Annotated in this window: 18 protein-coding genes; 8 read left to right on the forward strand and 10 right to left on the reverse strand. The window is 72.4% G+C overall.

Annotated elements, in window-relative coordinates:
- Nucleotides 1-5: 5 nt before the first annotated feature.
- The 10 genes from ACNYC2_RS18950 to ACNYC2_RS18995 form a co-directional block, all read right to left on the reverse strand.
- Entirely contained in the window at nt 6-821 is an 816-nt protein-coding gene (locus ACNYC2_RS18950) for an SDR family oxidoreductase (protein WP_419703277.1), read from the reverse strand.
- A 35-nt stretch (nt 822-856) separates the two neighbouring features.
- Nucleotides 857-1108 carry a DUF6480 family protein gene (locus tag ACNYC2_RS18955; RefSeq protein ID WP_419703278.1) on the reverse strand — a complete coding sequence of 84 codons (252 nt, stop codon included), beginning with the start codon at nt 1106-1108 and terminating at the stop codon, nt 857-859.
- Between the two features lie 181 nt (nt 1109-1289).
- The gene (locus ACNYC2_RS18960; protein ID WP_419703279.1) at nt 1290-2594 is read right to left on the reverse strand and encodes an aspartate aminotransferase family protein; all 1305 of its coding nucleotides are present in this window, start codon (nt 2592-2594) and stop codon (nt 1290-1292) included.
- Complete coding sequence (locus ACNYC2_RS18965; protein ID WP_419703280.1) at nt 2594-3724, reverse strand: ABC transporter substrate-binding protein; 1131 nt, start codon at nt 3722-3724, stop codon at nt 2594-2596. The genes ACNYC2_RS18960 and ACNYC2_RS18965 overlap by 1 nt, the downstream gene beginning before the upstream one ends.
- On the reverse strand, nt 3714-4466 hold the full coding sequence (locus tag ACNYC2_RS18970) for an ABC transporter permease (RefSeq protein WP_419703281.1): 753 nt from the start codon (nt 4464-4466) through the stop codon (nt 3714-3716). The genes ACNYC2_RS18965 and ACNYC2_RS18970 overlap by 11 nt, the downstream gene beginning before the upstream one ends.
- Complete coding sequence (locus ACNYC2_RS18975) at nt 4463-5323, reverse strand: ABC transporter ATP-binding protein (RefSeq protein ID WP_419703282.1); 861 nt, start codon at nt 5321-5323, stop codon at nt 4463-4465. Before ACNYC2_RS18975 ends, ACNYC2_RS18970 begins: the two co-directional genes overlap by 4 nt.
- Nucleotides 5320-6246 carry an ABC transporter permease gene (locus ACNYC2_RS18980; protein ID WP_419703283.1) on the reverse strand — a complete coding sequence of 309 codons (927 nt, stop codon included), beginning with the start codon at nt 6244-6246 and terminating at the stop codon, nt 5320-5322. The genes ACNYC2_RS18975 and ACNYC2_RS18980 overlap by 4 nt, the downstream gene beginning before the upstream one ends.
- Entirely contained in the window at nt 6243-7268 is a 1026-nt protein-coding gene (locus ACNYC2_RS18985) for a TIGR03842 family LLM class F420-dependent oxidoreductase (protein WP_419703284.1), read from the reverse strand. Before ACNYC2_RS18985 ends, ACNYC2_RS18980 begins: the two co-directional genes overlap by 4 nt.
- A 27-nt stretch (nt 7269-7295) precedes the next feature.
- Entirely contained in the window at nt 7296-8726 is a 1431-nt protein-coding gene (gene hydA, locus ACNYC2_RS18990) for a dihydropyrimidinase (protein WP_419703285.1), read from the reverse strand.
- 160 nt (nt 8727-8886) lie between these two features.
- Nucleotides 8887-9735 carry a nitrilase-related carbon-nitrogen hydrolase gene (locus ACNYC2_RS18995; RefSeq protein ID WP_419703286.1) on the reverse strand — a complete coding sequence of 283 codons (849 nt, stop codon included), beginning with the start codon at nt 9733-9735 and terminating at the stop codon, nt 8887-8889.
- 335 nt (nt 9736-10070) lie between these two features.
- Here ACNYC2_RS18995 and ACNYC2_RS19000 point away from each other — a divergent pair, with 335 nt between their 5' ends.
- The 8 genes from ACNYC2_RS19000 to ACNYC2_RS19035 all read left to right on the forward strand — a co-directional run bounded on the left by ACNYC2_RS19000 (nt 10071) and on the right by ACNYC2_RS19035 (nt 16075).
- Nucleotides 10071-11084 carry a putative F420-0 ABC transporter substrate-binding protein gene (locus tag ACNYC2_RS19000; RefSeq protein WP_419703287.1) on the forward strand — a complete coding sequence of 338 codons (1014 nt, stop codon included), beginning with the start codon at nt 10071-10073 and terminating at the stop codon, nt 11082-11084.
- A gap of 38 nt (nt 11085-11122) precedes the next feature.
- Entirely contained in the window at nt 11123-12133 is a 1011-nt protein-coding gene (locus tag ACNYC2_RS19005; protein ID WP_419703288.1) for a putative F420-0 ABC transporter permease subunit, read from the forward strand.
- A 77-nt stretch (nt 12134-12210) separates the two neighbouring features.
- Nucleotides 12211-13026, forward strand: coding sequence for an ATP-binding cassette domain-containing protein (locus ACNYC2_RS19010; RefSeq protein ID WP_419703289.1), 816 nt, complete (start codon nt 12211-12213; stop codon nt 13024-13026).
- A 68-nt stretch (nt 13027-13094) separates the two neighbouring features.
- Nucleotides 13095-13490 (forward strand): nitroreductase family deazaflavin-dependent oxidoreductase, encoded by a 396-nt coding sequence (locus ACNYC2_RS19015; protein ID WP_419703290.1) that lies wholly within the window; start codon nt 13095-13097, stop codon nt 13488-13490.
- 58 nt (nt 13491-13548) lie between these two features.
- Nucleotides 13549-14031, forward strand: coding sequence for an N-acetyltransferase family protein (locus ACNYC2_RS19020; RefSeq protein WP_419703291.1), 483 nt, complete (start codon nt 13549-13551; stop codon nt 14029-14031).
- A gap of 19 nt (nt 14032-14050) precedes the next feature.
- Nucleotides 14051-14539: an N-acetyltransferase family protein gene (locus ACNYC2_RS19025; protein WP_419703292.1), complete on the forward strand. Its 489-nt coding sequence runs from the start codon at nt 14051-14053 to the stop codon at nt 14537-14539.
- Between the two features lie 79 nt (nt 14540-14618).
- Nucleotides 14619-15554, forward strand: a complete 936-nt coding sequence (locus ACNYC2_RS19030; protein WP_419703293.1) for a GNAT family N-acetyltransferase — start codon at nt 14619-14621, stop codon at nt 15552-15554.
- Entirely contained in the window at nt 15554-16075 is a 522-nt protein-coding gene (locus ACNYC2_RS19035; protein WP_419703294.1) for an RBBP9/YdeN family alpha/beta hydrolase, read from the forward strand. Before ACNYC2_RS19030 ends, ACNYC2_RS19035 begins: the two co-directional genes overlap by 1 nt.
- The last annotated feature ends 27 nt before the right edge of the window (nt 16076-16102 follow it).

A 16102-nucleotide genomic window follows, 5' to 3' on the forward strand; every position in this document is an offset into this window, starting at 1 on the left:
GTGGGTCAGATCCCGGTGCCGCGCACGATCTTCGAGTTGTGGGCCTGCGCGCGCGGCCGGATCGTCACCAGGTCGATGTTGACGTGGTCCGGGCGGGACACGGCCCAGGCGATGGTGTCCGCGATGTCGTCGGCCACCAGGGGCGTGTAGCCGTCGTAGACGGCGGCGGCCTTCTCGGCGTCGCCGCCGAACCTCACCAGCGAGAACTCCTCGGTCGCCACGGCGCCCGGGGCGATCTCGATGACACGCACGGGCTCGCCGGCGATCTCCCAGCGCAACGTCTGGGACAGCATGTGCTCGGCGTGCTTGGCACCCGTGTAGCCCGCGCCGCCCTCGTAGGCGCCCTGGGCGGCGGTCGAGGTCACGTTGACCACATCGGCGACACCCTTGGTCGCGCCCGCCTTGCGCAGCAGGGGCAGCACGGCCTTGGTGACGCGCAGCGTGCCGAGCACATTGATCTCGTACATGCGGCGCCAGTCGTCGACGTCGGCGTTCTCCACCCGGTCCAGGCCGAACGCGCCGCCCGCGTTGTTCACGACGGCGTCGAGCCCGCCGGTCGCGGTGAGATGGTCCGCGAGGGCGGCCACGGCGTCGTCGTCGGTCAGGTCGACGGCGTAGACCTCGCAGCCGGTCTCGGCGGCGAGCGCCTCCAGCCGGTCGGCGCGGCGCGCGGCGGCCACGACGTCCCAGCCGTCGGCACGCAGGCGGCGCACGGTGGCGGCGCCGATGCCCGACGACGCCCCGGTCACCAGGGCGCGGCGGTTCTGCATGGTCTCGGGACGGGTCTCGGGACGGGTCACGGGGGCGGTGCTGTCGCTCATGGCCGCACTGTAATGCTTCTACCTCGACGCATACCTCAGCGCAGCAGCCCCGCCGCGTAGCCGCCGAACAGCGCGGCGACCAGTCCCGCCACGACCAGGATCGCGACGATCCAGGCCCACGGCACCCAGCGCGGCGGACCGTGCTCCTCATGGCCCTGCGGCGCGCTCACCTGGCTCGACTCGGGCGGTGTCTCGCCCGGCTGGAGGTTGCCGCTCAGCGGCATGGTGCGGCCGTCCGGCTCGGGGTCCGGGTTGTGCGCCGCCGGGTTCTCCGAATCCTTCGTCATGGTGGGTCTCCCTACCGTCGGGGTCCCTTCACCGTAGGCACCCGCGCTCCCGGTCGCGCGCGGGACCCACGGCTCCGCCGTCAGACTTCCATCCCCCGCGAAGTAGAGCGCCTGTCCGGACAGTCGCTCTACTTCGCCGACTGGGGAACGCCGAGGTAGAGCGTGTGTCCGGACAAGCGCTCTACTTCGCGTCCGCGAGCACGCCGGCGAGCACGGCGAGGCCCTCGCGTGCCTCGTCCGGGGTGATGACGCAGGGTGGGACCACGTGCACCCGGTTGTCGGCGACGAAGGGCAGGACACCGCCGTCGATCAGGTTCTTCTTGATCGCCGCCATGGCGGGCGCACCGAGCGGTTCCTTGGTCAGGGGGTCCGCGACCAGCTCGACCGCCCAGAAGACGCCGAGGCCGCGCACCTCCCCGACCAGCGGGTTGGCCTCGGCGATCGCGGCGAGGCCCGGGCCCAGCACGTCGGCCCCGATACGGGCGGCGTTCTCGACGATGCCCTCGTCCGCCATGGTGTCGAGCGTGGCGACGATCGCCGCCATGGCGAGCGGGTGGCCCGAGTAGGTGAGCCCGCCGGGGAACGCCCGATCCTGGAAGGTCGCCGCGACCTCTGGCGACACCATCACCCCGCCCGCCGGCACGTATCCGGAGTTCACGCCCTTCGCGAAGACGATTAGGTCGGGGCGCACGTCGTGCTGGTCGAGCGCGAGCCACGAGCCGGTGCGGCCGAAACCAGCCATGACCTCGTCCAGGATCAGCACGATCCCGTACCGGTCGGCTATCCGCCGCACGCCCGCCAGGTAGCCGGGCGGCGGCACGAGGATCCCGGCGGTCCCGGGCACGGTCTCCAGCAGGAGCGCCGCGACGGTGTCCGGGATCTCGGCCTGGATCACCCGCTCCAGGTGGTGCAGCGCCCGCTCGCCCTCCTCCTCGGTGGACGACGCCCAGAACTCCGACCGGTACAGGTACGGCCCGAAGGCGTGCACGTGCCCGGTCGCGTACTCGTTCGGCACCCGCCGCCGGTCCCCCGTCGCGACGATCGCCGCGCCCGTGTTGCCGTGGTACGAGCGGTAGAGCGACACCACCTTGTCCCGGCCCGTGTGCACGCGGGCCATGCGGATCGCGTTCTCGATGGCGTCCGCCCCGCCGTTGGTGAAGAACACCTTGCCGCCCGGCCCGAACGGCGCGCGGGCCAGCACCCGCTCGGCCGCCTCGCCCCGCACCCGCACCGCGAGCGCCGGCGACGCCGTCACCAGGTCGCCCGCCTGGCGCGCTATCGCCTCGACCACGCGCGGGTGCTGGTGCCCGATGTTGGTGTTCACCAGCATCGACGACATGTCGAGCCACTCGTCGCCCGCGTGGTTCCACACGCGGGACCCGGAGCCGCCGGCGATCACCACCGACGGCGTCGCGGAGGTGGGCGACCAGGACTGCATCAGGAGGTCGCGGGCCCCGGCGATCGCGCGGACGTCGTCGTCGGCCATCAGCTGCCTCCCTCGGTGAGCTGCACGTCGAGTGCCTGGAACTCCTCACCCTGGGTGTCCACGCCCTCCTCCGCAAGCTCGGCGAGGGCCTGCTCCACGTACTCGTTGGTGTAGGCGGTCTCGGGCGGCTCGGCGGAGATCACCGTCGCGCCGGTCTCGTTCTTGGTGCCCATGGCGATCTCGACGGTCTGGTCCCACTGGTCGGCGTTGATCGTGCCGATGCCGCTGGTGGAGGGCCAGATCAGCTTGTTGACCTCGTTGGTCTGCCAGAGCTGGTGCGAGGCGCCGAGGGTGGAGCCCGCCGCGGTGACGATCCCGGCGGCCTCCTCGGGGTTGTCGCGCGCGTACGCCCAGCCCTTCAGCGACGCCTTCACGAAGGCGACGGTGGTGTCCGCGTACGCCTCGTCGTCGGCGAGCCGGGCAGCGTCGGCCCAGATCGCGTCCTGGAGCATCGCCGTGCCGTGGTCGTTCCAGTCGATGACCTCGAGGTCCTCGGGCTGGTACAGCTCGCCCGTGTCGGGGTTCACGGTCTCCAGGATCTGGGCGTACTCGTTGTACGTCATGGCCTGGGCCGCGTCGATGTCGCCGGCGAGGAAGCCGTTCATGTCGAACGCCTGCTGGACGAGCTCGATGTCGTCGGGGGTCTGGATCCCGGCGGCCTGCATGCCCGCGAACAGCTCCCACTCGTTGCCGTACCCCCAGGAGCCGACCTTCTTGCCCGCGAGGTCGGCGGGCTCGGTGATCCCGGCGTCCTTGAAGGCGACCTGCAGGGTGCCCGAGCGCTCGAACACCTGCGCCACGTTGGTGACCTTCGTGCCCTGCTCGATCGACCCGAGCACCTTCGGCACCCAGGAGATCGCGTAGTCGGCGTCGCCCGCGGCGAGCACGTCGATCGGCACGGTGTCGGTGCCGGCCTCCTGGATGGTGACGTCCAGGCCCTCGTCCGCGTAGTAGCCCTGGTCGACGGCGGCGTAGTACCCGGCGAACTGCGCCTGCGCCACCCACTGGAGCTGCAGGACGACGGGCGTGGCGGCGCCGGGCTCGGGCTCGCCGGCCGCTGGTGCGCAGCCGGCCAGCGCGACGGCCGCGGCCAGGCCCAGTGACGTGCGCAGCACATTCTTACCGTGCATGGTTGTTCCTCTCGATCACAGCGGTGACGGCATAGAAGACGAGCCCCGTGGCGACGGCGCCCAGCACGTACGCCCAGGCCAGGGCATAGCGGCTGGAGGAGACGGCCGAGGTGATGGCCTTGCCGAGGCCGTCGACGGGCCCGCCGAAGTACTCGGCGACCAGGGCGGAGATGACGGCGAGCGACGACGCGACCCGCAGCCCCGTGTAGAAGAAGGGCAGCGCGCCGGGCAGGGTGACGTGCCGCGTGGCCTCCCAGGGCGTCGCGGCGTACGCGCGCAGCAGGTCCCGGTGCACGGGCTCGACGGTGCGCAGCCCGCGCAGGGTGTTGAGGTACACGGGGACGAACACGGCGATCGCCGCGACGACGACGCGCGTGGTCTGCGCGTCGGTGCCGAACATCGTGTAGAACACGGGCGCCAGGCACACGATCGGTACGACGGCGGTGGCCGTGACCAGCGGGTTCGCCGCGTCGGCGACGGGCCGCCACGCGGCCGCGATCCCCGCGCCGGCCAGGGCGAGCAGCGTCCCGAGCACGAGGCCGAGCAGGGCGTTGGTCGCCGTGGCGAGGGCCGCCTCGGTGACGACGCCCAGGTTGGCGCCGAGCTCCGCGGCGATGTCCGACGGCGCGGGGACCACGAACGGCTCGACGCCCAGCCCGGTCACCACCGCCTGCCAGAGCGCGACCGCCACGAGGCCGACGACGGCGGGCGCGCCGAACGCGAACCACCGGGTCCGGGTCACGACGGCACCCGGTCGGTGGCGGTCGGCGCCTCGGGCGCGCTGGCCGCGGCCTCGCCGGAGTGCAGCGCCTCGCGCACCGCCGAGACCCGCTCGAAGTACGCCGGGTCCTCGCGCAGCTCGATGCCGCGCGCCGCCCGGTCGGCCGGGTCGCCGAGCGGGACGTCGATGGTCGCCACCACACGGCCGGGCCGGGGCGACATCACCACCACGCGGTCCGACAGGTACACGGCCTCCGCTATCGAGTGCGTCACGAAGACGACGGCCGCGCCGGTCGTGGCCCGGACCCGCAGCAGCTCGTCCTGCAGCCGCTCGCGCGTCATCTCGTCGAGCGCGCCGAACGGCTCGTCCATCAGCAGCAGCCGCGGACTGCGGGCCAGCGCCCGCGCGATGGCTACCCGCTGCTGCATGCCGCCCGAGAGCTGGTGCGGCCGGTGGTCGGCGAAGTCCGCGAGCCCGACGAGCGCGAGCAGCTCCGTCGCCCGGGCCGCACGCTGAGCCCGGTCCGCCCGGTTCCCGCCTGCCCCGCGGAGCTGCATCGGCAGCTCCACGTTGGCCCGCACCGAGCGCCACGGCAGCAGCCCCGCCTGCTGGAACGCGATCCCGTAGTCCTGGTCCTTGCGCGCCCGCTCCGCCGTCTTGCCGAACACCGTCACGCTGCCCGACGTCGGGGTGTCCAGGTCGGCGATCAGCCGCAGCAGCGTCGACTTGCCGCAGCCGGACGGACCGATCAGCGACACCAGCTCGCCCTCCCCGACCGTGAGGTCGACGTCGGCCAGGGCCACCGTGCCCGCGCCTGAACCAGCGCCGGAACCGCCGTCGAACACCCGGCGCGCGCCGGACACCACCACTGCCGTCATGCCGTCTCCTCCACGCGGTACCGGCGCAGGCCCAGGGCGACCAGCGCCACCAGGCCCGTCGCCGCGAGTCCTACGAGCACGGCGCCCGCGATGGGCGACCACTGCTTGGCCGGGTCCGCGCTCGCGGAGGCGCCGAACTCGACGATCATCCGGCCGAGCCCGCCGCGCAGGCCCGTGGACACCTCCGCCACGACGGTCCCGACCACGGCGTTCGCGGCGGCCAGGCGCAGCGCGGGCAGCAGGTACGGGACGGACGACGGCGCCCGTAGCCGCCAGAACGTCGTCCACCAGCCGACGCCGTAGGCGCGGAACAGGTCGAGGCGGACGCCGTCGGCGGACGCGTCCGGGGACGTGAACCCGCGCAGCGCCCCGACCGACACCGGGAAGAACGCCAGGTACGACGCGATCACGGCCACCGACATCCAGTCCTGCCAGTCGAAGGTGCCCACCTCCAGCTGGGCGCCCCACCGCTTGACCAGCGGCGCGATGGCGATCAGGGGCACGGTCTGGCTCAGCACCACCCAGGGCAGCAGCCCCGCGCGGGCCGGCACGAACCGCGCCATGAGCACCGCCACGAGCAGGCCGAACACGACCCCGGCCACCCAGCCCACGGCCGAGACGCCCAGCGTGAACCCCGCGCCCTGCAGCGTCGCGAACCACAGCGGCGGCGAGTCGGGGGCCGAGGTCAGCGGCTCGGCGGCGCGGGCGAACATGTCCCACAGGTGGGGCATCGCGACGTCGGTGGTGCGGGGCAGCACGCGGACCTCGCCGAGCATCCAGCCGTCGTCGGGCATCAAGGCCTTGTACGACTCCCAGGCGACGGCCAGGGCGAGGACGCCGGCCGCGCCGGCGAGGAGTCCGGAGGTACGGGGTCTCGACAGGCGGGGTCTCGACAGGCTCGACCAGCGGGAGGGGCGACTCATCCGGCTCCCCCGGCGCGGCCCTGCAGGGCCGGGATGATCGTCTCGCCGTAGGCCCGCAGGGTCTCCTCCTGGGAGTCGTGCTGCAGGTAGACGGCGAACTGGTCGCAGCCGAGGGCCTCGAGCTCCTTGAGCCGGGCGATGTGCTCGTCCGGGGTGCCGACCAGGCAGAACCGGTCCACGACGTCGTCCGGCACGAACTCGGTGTGGCTGTTGCCCGCCCGGCCGTGCTCGGCGTAGTCGTAGCCCTTGCGGCCCTCGATGTAGTCCGTGAGGGCGGCCGGGATCCGGGCGCCCCCGCCCGAGCTCCCGTACCGCGCCACGATCTCCGCGACATGGTTGCCGACCATGCCGCCGAACCAGCGCACCTGGTCGCGCATGTGCGGCCGGTCCTCGCCCACGTAGGCGGGCGCGGCCACGCAGAACTTGATCGCGTCCGGGTCCCGGCCCGCGGCCTCCGCCGCCTCGCGGACTGCGCCGATCATCCACGCCGCGATGTCCGGGTCGGCGAGCTGCAGGATGTACCCGTCGCCCACCTCGCCCGTCAGCGCCAGCGCCCGGGGCCCGTACGCCGCGACCCACACGTCCAGCTCGGAGCCGTGCGACCAGGCGAAGCGCACGGGGCTTCCGCCCACGTCGGCCTCGCGCGAGTTCCCGAGGTCCTTGATCACGGTGACCGACTCCCGCAGGGTCGCCAGGCTGGCCGGCCGCCCGTGCAGCGTGCGCACGGCGGAGTCGCCGCGGCCGATGCCGCAGATCGTCCGGTTGCCGTACGTGTCGTTGAGCGTGGCGAACATGGAGGCCAGCACGGTCGAGTCGCGCGTCGCCGGGTTGGTCACCATCGGGCCGACGATCACCCGCTCGGTGGCCGCCAGGATCGCCGGGTAGATCACGAACGGCTCCTGCCACAGCAGGTGCGAGTCGAACGTCCACACGTAGTCGAAGCCCTGTTCCTCGGCCTGGCGGGCGAGGTCCACCACGCGCGTGGCGGGCGGGTCGTTCTGCAGCACTATCCCGAAGTCCATGTTGCTCCCCTTACCGATGGCCAAGCCCTAAACGAGGTACTGGCTCAGGCCGCGCTTCACGAACCGGCCGTGACCGGCCCGGCCGTGGAACCCGCCGTCGTCCACGACCACCTCGCCGCGCGAGAGGACGACGTCGACGTGCCCGTCGATCTCGACGCCCTCCCAGGCGGAGTGGTCCATGTTCATGTGGTGCGTGCGGACGCCGAGGGTGGTGAGCCCCGCCGGGTCGTACACGACGATGTCGGCGTCGGCTCCCGGCTGGATGACGCCCTTGGTGCCGTACATGCCGAACATCCGCGCCGGGGTCACCGAGCAGAGCTCGACCCAGCGCTCCAGGCTCAGCCGACCGGTGACCACGCCCTGGTAGAGCAGGTCCATGCGGTGCTCCACACTGCCGATCCCGTTCGGGATCGCCCGGAAGTCGCCCCGCCCCAGCTCCTTCTGGTCCGTCATGCAGAACGGGCAGTGGTCCGTGGAGACCACCTGCAGGTCGTTGGTCCGCAGGGCCTGCCACATCGCGTCCTGGTGTCCCTCCGCCCGCGCACGCAGCGGCGTCGAGCACACCCACTTGGCGCCCTCGAAGGAGCCCCACTCCTCGCTGGAGGCCCCGAGCTGCTCCTCCAGCGACAGGTACAGGTACTGGGGGCAGGTCTCGCCGAACACGTTCTTGCCCGCGTCCCGGGCGGCCGCGAGCTGGGCGACCGCCTGCTTCGCGCTGACGTGCACCACGTACAGGGGCGCGCCGGTGAGGTCGCTGAGCATGATCGCCCGGTGCGTCGCCTCCTCCTCGAGCTGCCAGGGGCGCGCGAGCCCGTGGTAGTAGGGGTCCGTCTTGCCGGCCGCGACGAGCTGGGCGGCCAGGACGTCGATCGCCGGGCCGTTCTCGGCGTGCATCATCGTGAGCAGGCCCTCGTCCCGGGCCACCTGCATGGCGCGCAGGATCTGGGCGTCGTCGGCGTAGAAGACGCCGGGGTAGGCCATGAACATCTTGTAGCTGGTGATGCCCTCGTCGACGAGGGTGCGCATCGCGGCGAGCGAGTCGTCGTCCACCCCGCCGATGATCTGGTGGAACGCGTAGTCGATGGCGCAGTTGCCGGCCGCGCGCTTGTGCCACGCCTCCAGGCCGTCCTGGACGCGCTCGCCCTGCTTCTGCACGGCGAAGTCGACGATGGTGGTGGTGCCGCCCCACGCCGCCGCCGTCGTGCCGGTCTCGAACGTGTCGCTCGCGGCGGTGCCGCCGAACGGGAGCTCCATGTGCGTGTGGGCGTCGACACCGCCGGGCACCACGTACTTGCCGGTCGCGTCGATCACGCGGTCCGCGGTGGCGGCCAGGTCCGCCCCCAGGGCGGTACTTCCGGGCAGGACGACGGCGACCACCTTCTCGCCGTCGATCAGCACGTCGGCCACTACCGTGCCCGTCGCGTTCACGACCGTCCCGCCGGTGATGAGTGTCGTCATCGTGCCCTCCATGTCGGTCTGGGATCTCGGTCCGGGATGCCGGTCCCGCATCTGCCGCGAAGTAGAGCGTGTGTCCGGACGCACGCTCTACTTCGCCGTCCGCATTGCCGCGGGGTAGAGCGCATGTCCGGACGCACGCTCTACTTCGCCTGCGTGTCCGCTACGGGGCGGTGATGGCCGTGTAGGCGTCCGGGCGGCGGTCGCGGAAGAACTGCCAGCGCTCGCGGACCTCGCGCACCTGGTCCAGGTCGAGGTCGCGCACCACGAGCTCGTCGCTCGTGGACGAGGCGACCTCCCCCACGTAGTTCCCGTCCGGCCCGACGGCGTACGAGGACCCGTAGAAGTTCACGGCATCGGAGCCGTACTCGTTGTCCTCCAGGCCCACCCGGTTGTTCGCCACGACGAAGTAGCCGTTGGCGACCGCGGCGGCCGGCTGCTCGATCTCCCAGAGCCGGTTGGACAGCCCCGGCTTGGTCGCGTTGGGGTTGAAGACGATCTGCGCGCCGTTCAGCGCCAGCTCACGCCAGCCCTCGGGGAAGTGCCGGTCGTAGCAGATGTAGACGCCGATCTTCCCGACGGCCGTGTCGAAGACCGGGAAGCCCAGGTTGCCGGGCCGGAAGTAGAACTTCTCCCAGAACTTGTCGAGGTTCGGGATGTGGTGCTTGCGGTAGCTGCCGAGCACGGTGCCGTCGGCGTCGACCACGACCGCCGTGTTGTACAGGACGCCCGGCTGCGCCTCCTCGTAGATCGGCAGGACCATGACGATGCCGAGCTCGGCCGCGAGCGCCGCGAACCGTTCGACGGTGGGCCCGTCCGCCGGCTCGGCGTAGCGGTAGTAGGCCGGGTCCTGCGTGATGCCGAAGTACGGGCCGTAGAAGAGCTCCTGGAACGCGATCACCTGCGCGCCCTGGCTCGCGGCCTCCCGGGCCCACGCCTCGTGCAGGGCGATCATCGATTCCTTGTCGCCGGTCCAGCGTGCCTGTGTGAACGCAACTCGCACGGTGCTCATGCAAACTCCCTCGCCTCAGCAGGTGACCTAGCAAAGCCGGGGCCTGTTTCCGCTGCGAGCCCCTACCCGTTTCCGGGACGTGACGTTTGTTCCGGCGGTGCCTGCCGCTGGCACAGGCGTTTGGTCCACTCCGGACCGGAGACGACGCCGACAGCGAAACGGCCGTGAGGGCCGAATCGGGCCGGTGTATCGTGACGGCGGGTCGCGAGCCTTCTTTGGCTCGTTGACGTGGCTCTCAGTGTGAGCCGCTTCCCGCCTGGACGCGAGATGGCGCGTCGCTGCTCACCCCATGGCTCTCCCGCTGTGGGATGTTCGTCGACCCCTGGAGCCCTCGCGTGCACCCCCTTCGCGTCCGTCCGTCCCGTGCTGTCGTCCTGCCCGCGATCGCCGCCGTCGCGGCGCTCGCCCTCGCTGCCTGCTCGGCCCCTGCCTCCGGTGAGCCGGACGCCGGGGGCGCGTCGCCGGCGTCGGGCGGCTTTCCCGTCACCCTCGACAACTGCGGCTTCGAGGCGGTGGTCGAGGCGCCGCCGGAGCGCGTGGTGACCATCAAGTCGTCCACCACGGAGACGCTGCTGGCGCTCGGCCTGGGCGACCGGATCGTCGGCTCGGCGTTCCTCGACGGTCCCGTGCCGGACTCTCTGGAGTCGGTGCCCGCCGTCGAGGAGCCGTTCGCGGCCGAGGCGCCCGGCTCCGAGGCCACGCTGGCGCTGGAGCCGGACCTCGTCTACGCGGGCTGGGAGTCCAACCTGACCGCGGAGACCGCCGGCGACCGCGAGACCCTCGCCCAGCTCGGCGTCGCCACGTACGTCTCCCCCGCGGCCTGCAAGGAGGAGGGGTACATGCCGGACCCGCTCACCTTCGACACGGTGTTCGACGAGATCGCGGAGGTGGGCTCCCTGTTCGACGCCGAGGACGCCGCGACCGAGCTGGTCGAGGAGCAGCAGGCGGCGCTCGACGCCATCGAGCCGGACGACCGCGGGCTGACGGCGCTGTGGTGGTCCTCGGGCGACGACACCCCGTACGTGGGCGCCGGCATCGGCGCGCCGCAGATGATCATGGAGGCGGCCGGGCTGACCAACGTCTCGGCCGACGTCCACGACACCTGGACCTCGCTCGGCTGGGAGAACGTCGTCGAGGCCGACCCCGACGTCCTGGTGCTGGTCGACGCCGCGTGGAACCCCGCGGACGCCAAGATCGAGACGCTGGAGTCCAACCCGGCGACCCGCGAGATGACGGCGGTCAAGGAGGGGCGCTACGTCGTGGTGCCGTTCCCGGCGACCGAGGCCGGCGTCCGGAACGTCGACGCCGTCGCCTCGGTGGTGGACCAGCTGGCGGACCTCGACCTGTGAGCCTCCGGTGGTCGCCCTTCGACAGGCTCAGGACCCGCTTGTCGAGACCCGGCCTGGCCCTACCGGTCGCGACCCTCGCGCTCGTCCTGAGCATCGGCGTCGCGGTGACGATCGGTCCGGCCGACCTCGCCCTGTCGGAGGTCGGCCGCTCGGTCGCGACCCACCTCGGTCTGGGCGGCGCGCTCGGCCTCGAGCCGCTCTCTGCCCTGCGCGACGGCATGGTGTGGCAGCTGCGGATGCCCCGCATCCTCACCGCCGCCGCCGTGGGCGCGGGGCTCGCACTGTGCGGCGCGGTGATGCAGTCGCTGACCCGCAACCCGCTCGCGGACCCGTACCTGCTGGGGCTGTCGTCGGGCGCGTCGCTGGGCGCGGTGCTCGTGCTGCTCGCAGGCGTCCCGCTGCTGCTGCCGGTCGCGGCATTCGTGGGCGCCGTCGGGGCGCTGGCCCTGGCCCTCGGGCTGGCGGGCGCGCTCGGCACGATCACGCCGACGCGCACCGTGCTGGCGGGGCTCGCGATCAGCCAGCTCTGCGCGGCGGCCGTGTCGTTCGTGATCTTCTGGTCCGCCAAGGGCGACGCGTTCCGCGAGGTCCTGTCCTGGCTCATGGGCTCGGTCGCGTCGGCGACGTGGACGTCGGTGGCGATCGCGGGCGGTGCGGTTCTCGTGCTCGGCACGCTGCTGGCGCTGACCGGCTCAGTGCTGGACGCGTTCACGTTCGGGGACACGGCCGCAGCCGCGCTCGGCGTGCCCGTGAACCGCGCGCGCTGGATCCTGCTGATCGGCGTCGCGCTGCTGACCGGGGCGCTCGTGTCGCAGAGCGGGTCCATCGGGTTCGTCGGGCTGATCCTGCCGCATGCGGTGCGGCTGTTCACCGGGGCCCGACACCGCCTGCTGCTGCCGCTGTCCGCGCTGGCCGGTGCATCGTTCCTGGTCTGGGCCGACACCCTCGCCCGCACCGTCTTCGAGCCCCGCGAGCTCCCGGTAGGCATCGTCACGGCCGCCATAGGCGCCCCGATCTTCGCCCTGTTGCTCTGGAAGGGAAACCGTTGAGTGCTGGATATTTGTCCACCCAGACGCCTCCGACAGGGCAGATATCCAGCACTCAACGAGGGTTGAGGGCTGGACAGGTGTCTTGGGACATCAGCGGGCGGGTCGTGCTGGACGACGTCGGGGTGGTCGCCCCCGGCGGCGCCGTCACCGGGCTGCTGGGGCCGAACGGCTCGGGCAAGTCCACGCTGCTGCGTGTTCTCGCCGGGGTGCAGCAGGCGGGGCGCGCCACGTCGCCGTCCGACGGCGGGGTGCGCGCGCCGTCGTCGGCCCCGGAACCCGCGACGGACCCGGCGACGGCGTTCGACGGCGCCGACCTGCGCGCGATGCCGCGCCGCGAGCGCGCCCGGCTGCTCGCCCTGGTGGAGCAGGACGCCGGCACCGACCTGCCGCTGTCCGTGCTGGACGCGGTGCTCCTGGGCCGCATCCCGCACCGCTCCCTGCTCGCGGGCGACTCGGACGCCGACCGCGCCGCCGCGCACACGGCCCTCGCCGCGGCGGGCGCCGCCGAGCTCGGCGACCGCGAGGTCGGCACCCTGTCGGGCGGCGAGCGCCAGCGGGTCCACATGGCCCGCGCCCTGGCGCAGCAGCCGCGGCTGATCCTGCTCGACGAGCCGACCAACCACCTCGACATCGCCGCCCAGCTGCACGCCATGCGGGTGCTGCGCGACCTCGCGGCGGACGGCGTCACCGTGGTCACCGCCCTGCACGACCTGAACCTCGCGGCCTCGACCTGCGACCACCTGGTCCTGCTGGACCAGGGCCGGGTCGTCGCGGCGGGCCCGGTCTCCGATGTGCTCGTCCCGGCAGTGCTGGAGCCGGTGTACGGGGTGCGGGTCGACGTGCTGACGCATCCGCGGACGGGACGGCCGGTGCTCTCCTTCGACCGCGACTGAGGGTCCGGCGGCGCGCGGGTAGCGCCCCCATGCTGACGGATCCGCGTACCTGAACGATGATGGGAGCCATGGCCGCACCGGATCTCGTCGTCAAGGCAGGCAAGCTCGTCAACCCGTGGATGCTCCGCATCGCCGGGCAGGTCTCGCCGTGGGTGGTGCTGCACCACGTCGGACGCAAGTCCGGGAAGGAATACAGCACCCCGTTGGTCGCGTTCGCGGCCCGGCCCGAGCAGGAGATCGTCGCGGTGCTGCCGCTCCCGTGGGGCTCCGGGACCGATTGGGCCCGCAACACGATGAGCGCCGGAACCGTGCGGCTGACGCGCGCCGGCACCGACTTCCTGGTCAAGGACGTCCGGCTCGTGCCGGCGTACGAGGCGGTCGGGTGGCTCGGCTCGGTGCCGTCGAAGCTCCTGTCCGCGGTCGGTATCGAGGACTGCCTGGTCGGGACGCTGCACCCCGCCTGACGTCCCTGCGGCGGTCGCGTGTCATCGACCGCCCCGGCGCGGGAGTATGTTTCGCGTCGTGAACTTGCGCACAGCCAAGCTGTCCGACGCCGCTGCCGTCGCCCGGGTGCACCACACGACCTGGGTCACCACCTACGGTCAGATCCTTCCGCCCGAGTTCTGGGCCACTGCCACGCTCGAGCGGCGCACGAAGACCTGGGAGCGGTGGCTGGCGAACGGCGCGGCGCCCGTCCTCGCCGAGGTGGGTGGCGAGGTGGTCGGCATCGCGATGTCCGGCGACGCCGTCGAGCAGGAGGACGTGCTGCCCATGCGTAACCGGCAGCTGTACCTGCTGTACGTCCTGGAGGCCCACCAGGGGACCGGCGTCGGCCAGGCCCTGCTGGACGCCGTCGTGCCTCCCGGGACGGGCGCGCAGCTGTGGGTCGCGGAGGACAACCCGCGCGCCCAGCGCTTCTACGAGCGCAACGGGTTCGTCATGGAGGGCACGCGGGTCGTCGACACGACCACCGCCGACCTCGCCGAGGTACGGATGGTCAGATAGTCGGGTTACGGTTCGACTCATGTCTGACTTCCACATCCGCGCCTCGATCCCGGACGACGCCGTCGGTATCGCCGCGGTGCACTGGACCACCCGGCGCGCGGTCTTCGGCGAGCTCCTGTCGGCCGAGCACTGGAAAACCGAGACGCTCGGGACCCGCACGGAGGGCTGGATGCGCATCCTCGCCGCGGGCAACAAGGCGCTCGTCGCCGAGGTCGGCGACAAGATCGTCGGCTTCGCGATGAAGAACCCGTCCGGCCCGCACCTCGGCCACCCGCCGGCCCGCGCCATCGAGCTGCACGAGCTGTACGTCGACCCGAACTTCCACGGGACCAACGTCGGTCACGCCCTGCTGGAGAACATCCTCCCGCCCGGCACGTCGGCCCAGCTCTGGACGTACGCGACCAACCCGCGGGCGCGCAAGTTCTTCCAGCGCGCGGGCTTCCTGCCCGACGGCGTCACCGTCACCGACCCGGACACGGACGTGCTCGAGGTGCGGCTGGTCCGGTAGCTGCTGCGCGGGGGCGCGCCGGGAACGGTCGCCCGCGAAACAGCTCGATCGGGCGGGCCGCGCGTGCCAGGATCTCGGCATGACCACCGCACACAGCGTCGAGCTCCTCGATGATCCGGCGGCAGTCCTGGCCGCGGCGGGTGACCTCCTGGCCGCCGAGCCTGTGCTCTGGAGCGTCGTCGCGTCGGTCACGCACCACGCCGCGCGGACCTTCGCGCCCGGCGGGCCGCGTCCGGAGCACCCGATGTGGTGGGCGGTCGTGCGGGACGCGGACGACGCGGTGGTCGCCGTGTCGATGCGCACCATGCCGCACGCGCCGCACACCGTATGGGTCCCGGCGCTGCCCGACGACGCGGCACGGCTGCTGGCCCGCACGGCGCTCGACCACACGGCGCGGTCCGGCGAGCCACCCCTGATCTCGGCCAACGGCCCGATGCCCGCCGTTCGCATCTTCACCGACGAGGTGCTGCGGTCCACCGGCGGGACGGTGTTCGAGGACCGCCCCGACCGGCTCTGGGAGGCGAAGCGCGTCACCGGGCCGGACCCTGCGCCGTCCGGCAGAGCGCGCCCGGCCACGCTGGCCGACCTGGACCTGGTCACCGCATGGTTCGCCGAGTTCCACCCGGAGGCCGACGCCCAGGCCGGGCGCCCGCCGGAGGCCGTACCGCTGCGGATCGAGGGCGCGCAGCGCTGGATCGAGGACGGCACCCTCTGGCTGTGGGACGTCGACGGCGAGGTGGTGCACCTGACGGGCATGCGGCCGCCGGCGTTCGGCGTGGTCCGGATCGGCCCCGTCTACACGCCGGCCGAGCACCGTGGGCGCGGGTACGCGCGGGCGATGGTCGCCGAGGTGGCTCAGCGCGTGCTCGACGCCGGCGACCGGGTCTGCCTCTACACCGACCGGAACAACCCGGTGTCGAACAAGGTGTACGCGGCGATCGGGTTCGAGCCGGTGCTGGACCAGGTCAACCTCGGTGTGGTGCCCGAGACGTCAGCCGTGTCGAGGGAGGGCTGATGGGACGCAGGGCGATCATCTTTCACGGGACCGGCGCTCGGCCGGAGTGGATCTGGTACCCGTGGCTCGCGGGCCGGCTGCGTGCCCGCGGGTACGACGTCGAGACGCCGCACCACCCCGGGATCAACGTGGAGCCGGTTGCCGAGCTCCTGCCGAGGGTGCTCGCCGCGCACACCTTCTCCGAGGACACCGTTCTGGTGGGGCACTCGGGCGGGGCCGCCCTGCTGCTGGCGGTCCTCGAACATCTGGACGTCACGGTGGCGCAGGCGGTGCTCGTGGCCGGGTACTCGACGGTGCCGAACGACAATGCCGAGCCGGTGCTGCAGGACTCGTACGACTGGGAGGCGATCCGGTCGCACGTCCGTGACCTGGTGTTCCTCAACTCGGTCGAGGACGAGTTCGGCTGCGACGCCGACCAGGGGCGGGCCATGTTCGACAGGCTCGGCGGGACGCTGGTGGTGCGCGACGACGGGCACTTCACGTCGGACACGTTGGAGATCGTGGACCGGTTGATCCTCTGATTCAGGTGGGACGCGTGGGCGTGCCAC

The sequence above is a fragment of the Promicromonospora sp. NFX87 genome, assembly GCF_048564965.1.
Classification (GTDB): domain Bacteria; phylum Actinomycetota; class Actinomycetes; order Actinomycetales; family Cellulomonadaceae; genus Promicromonospora.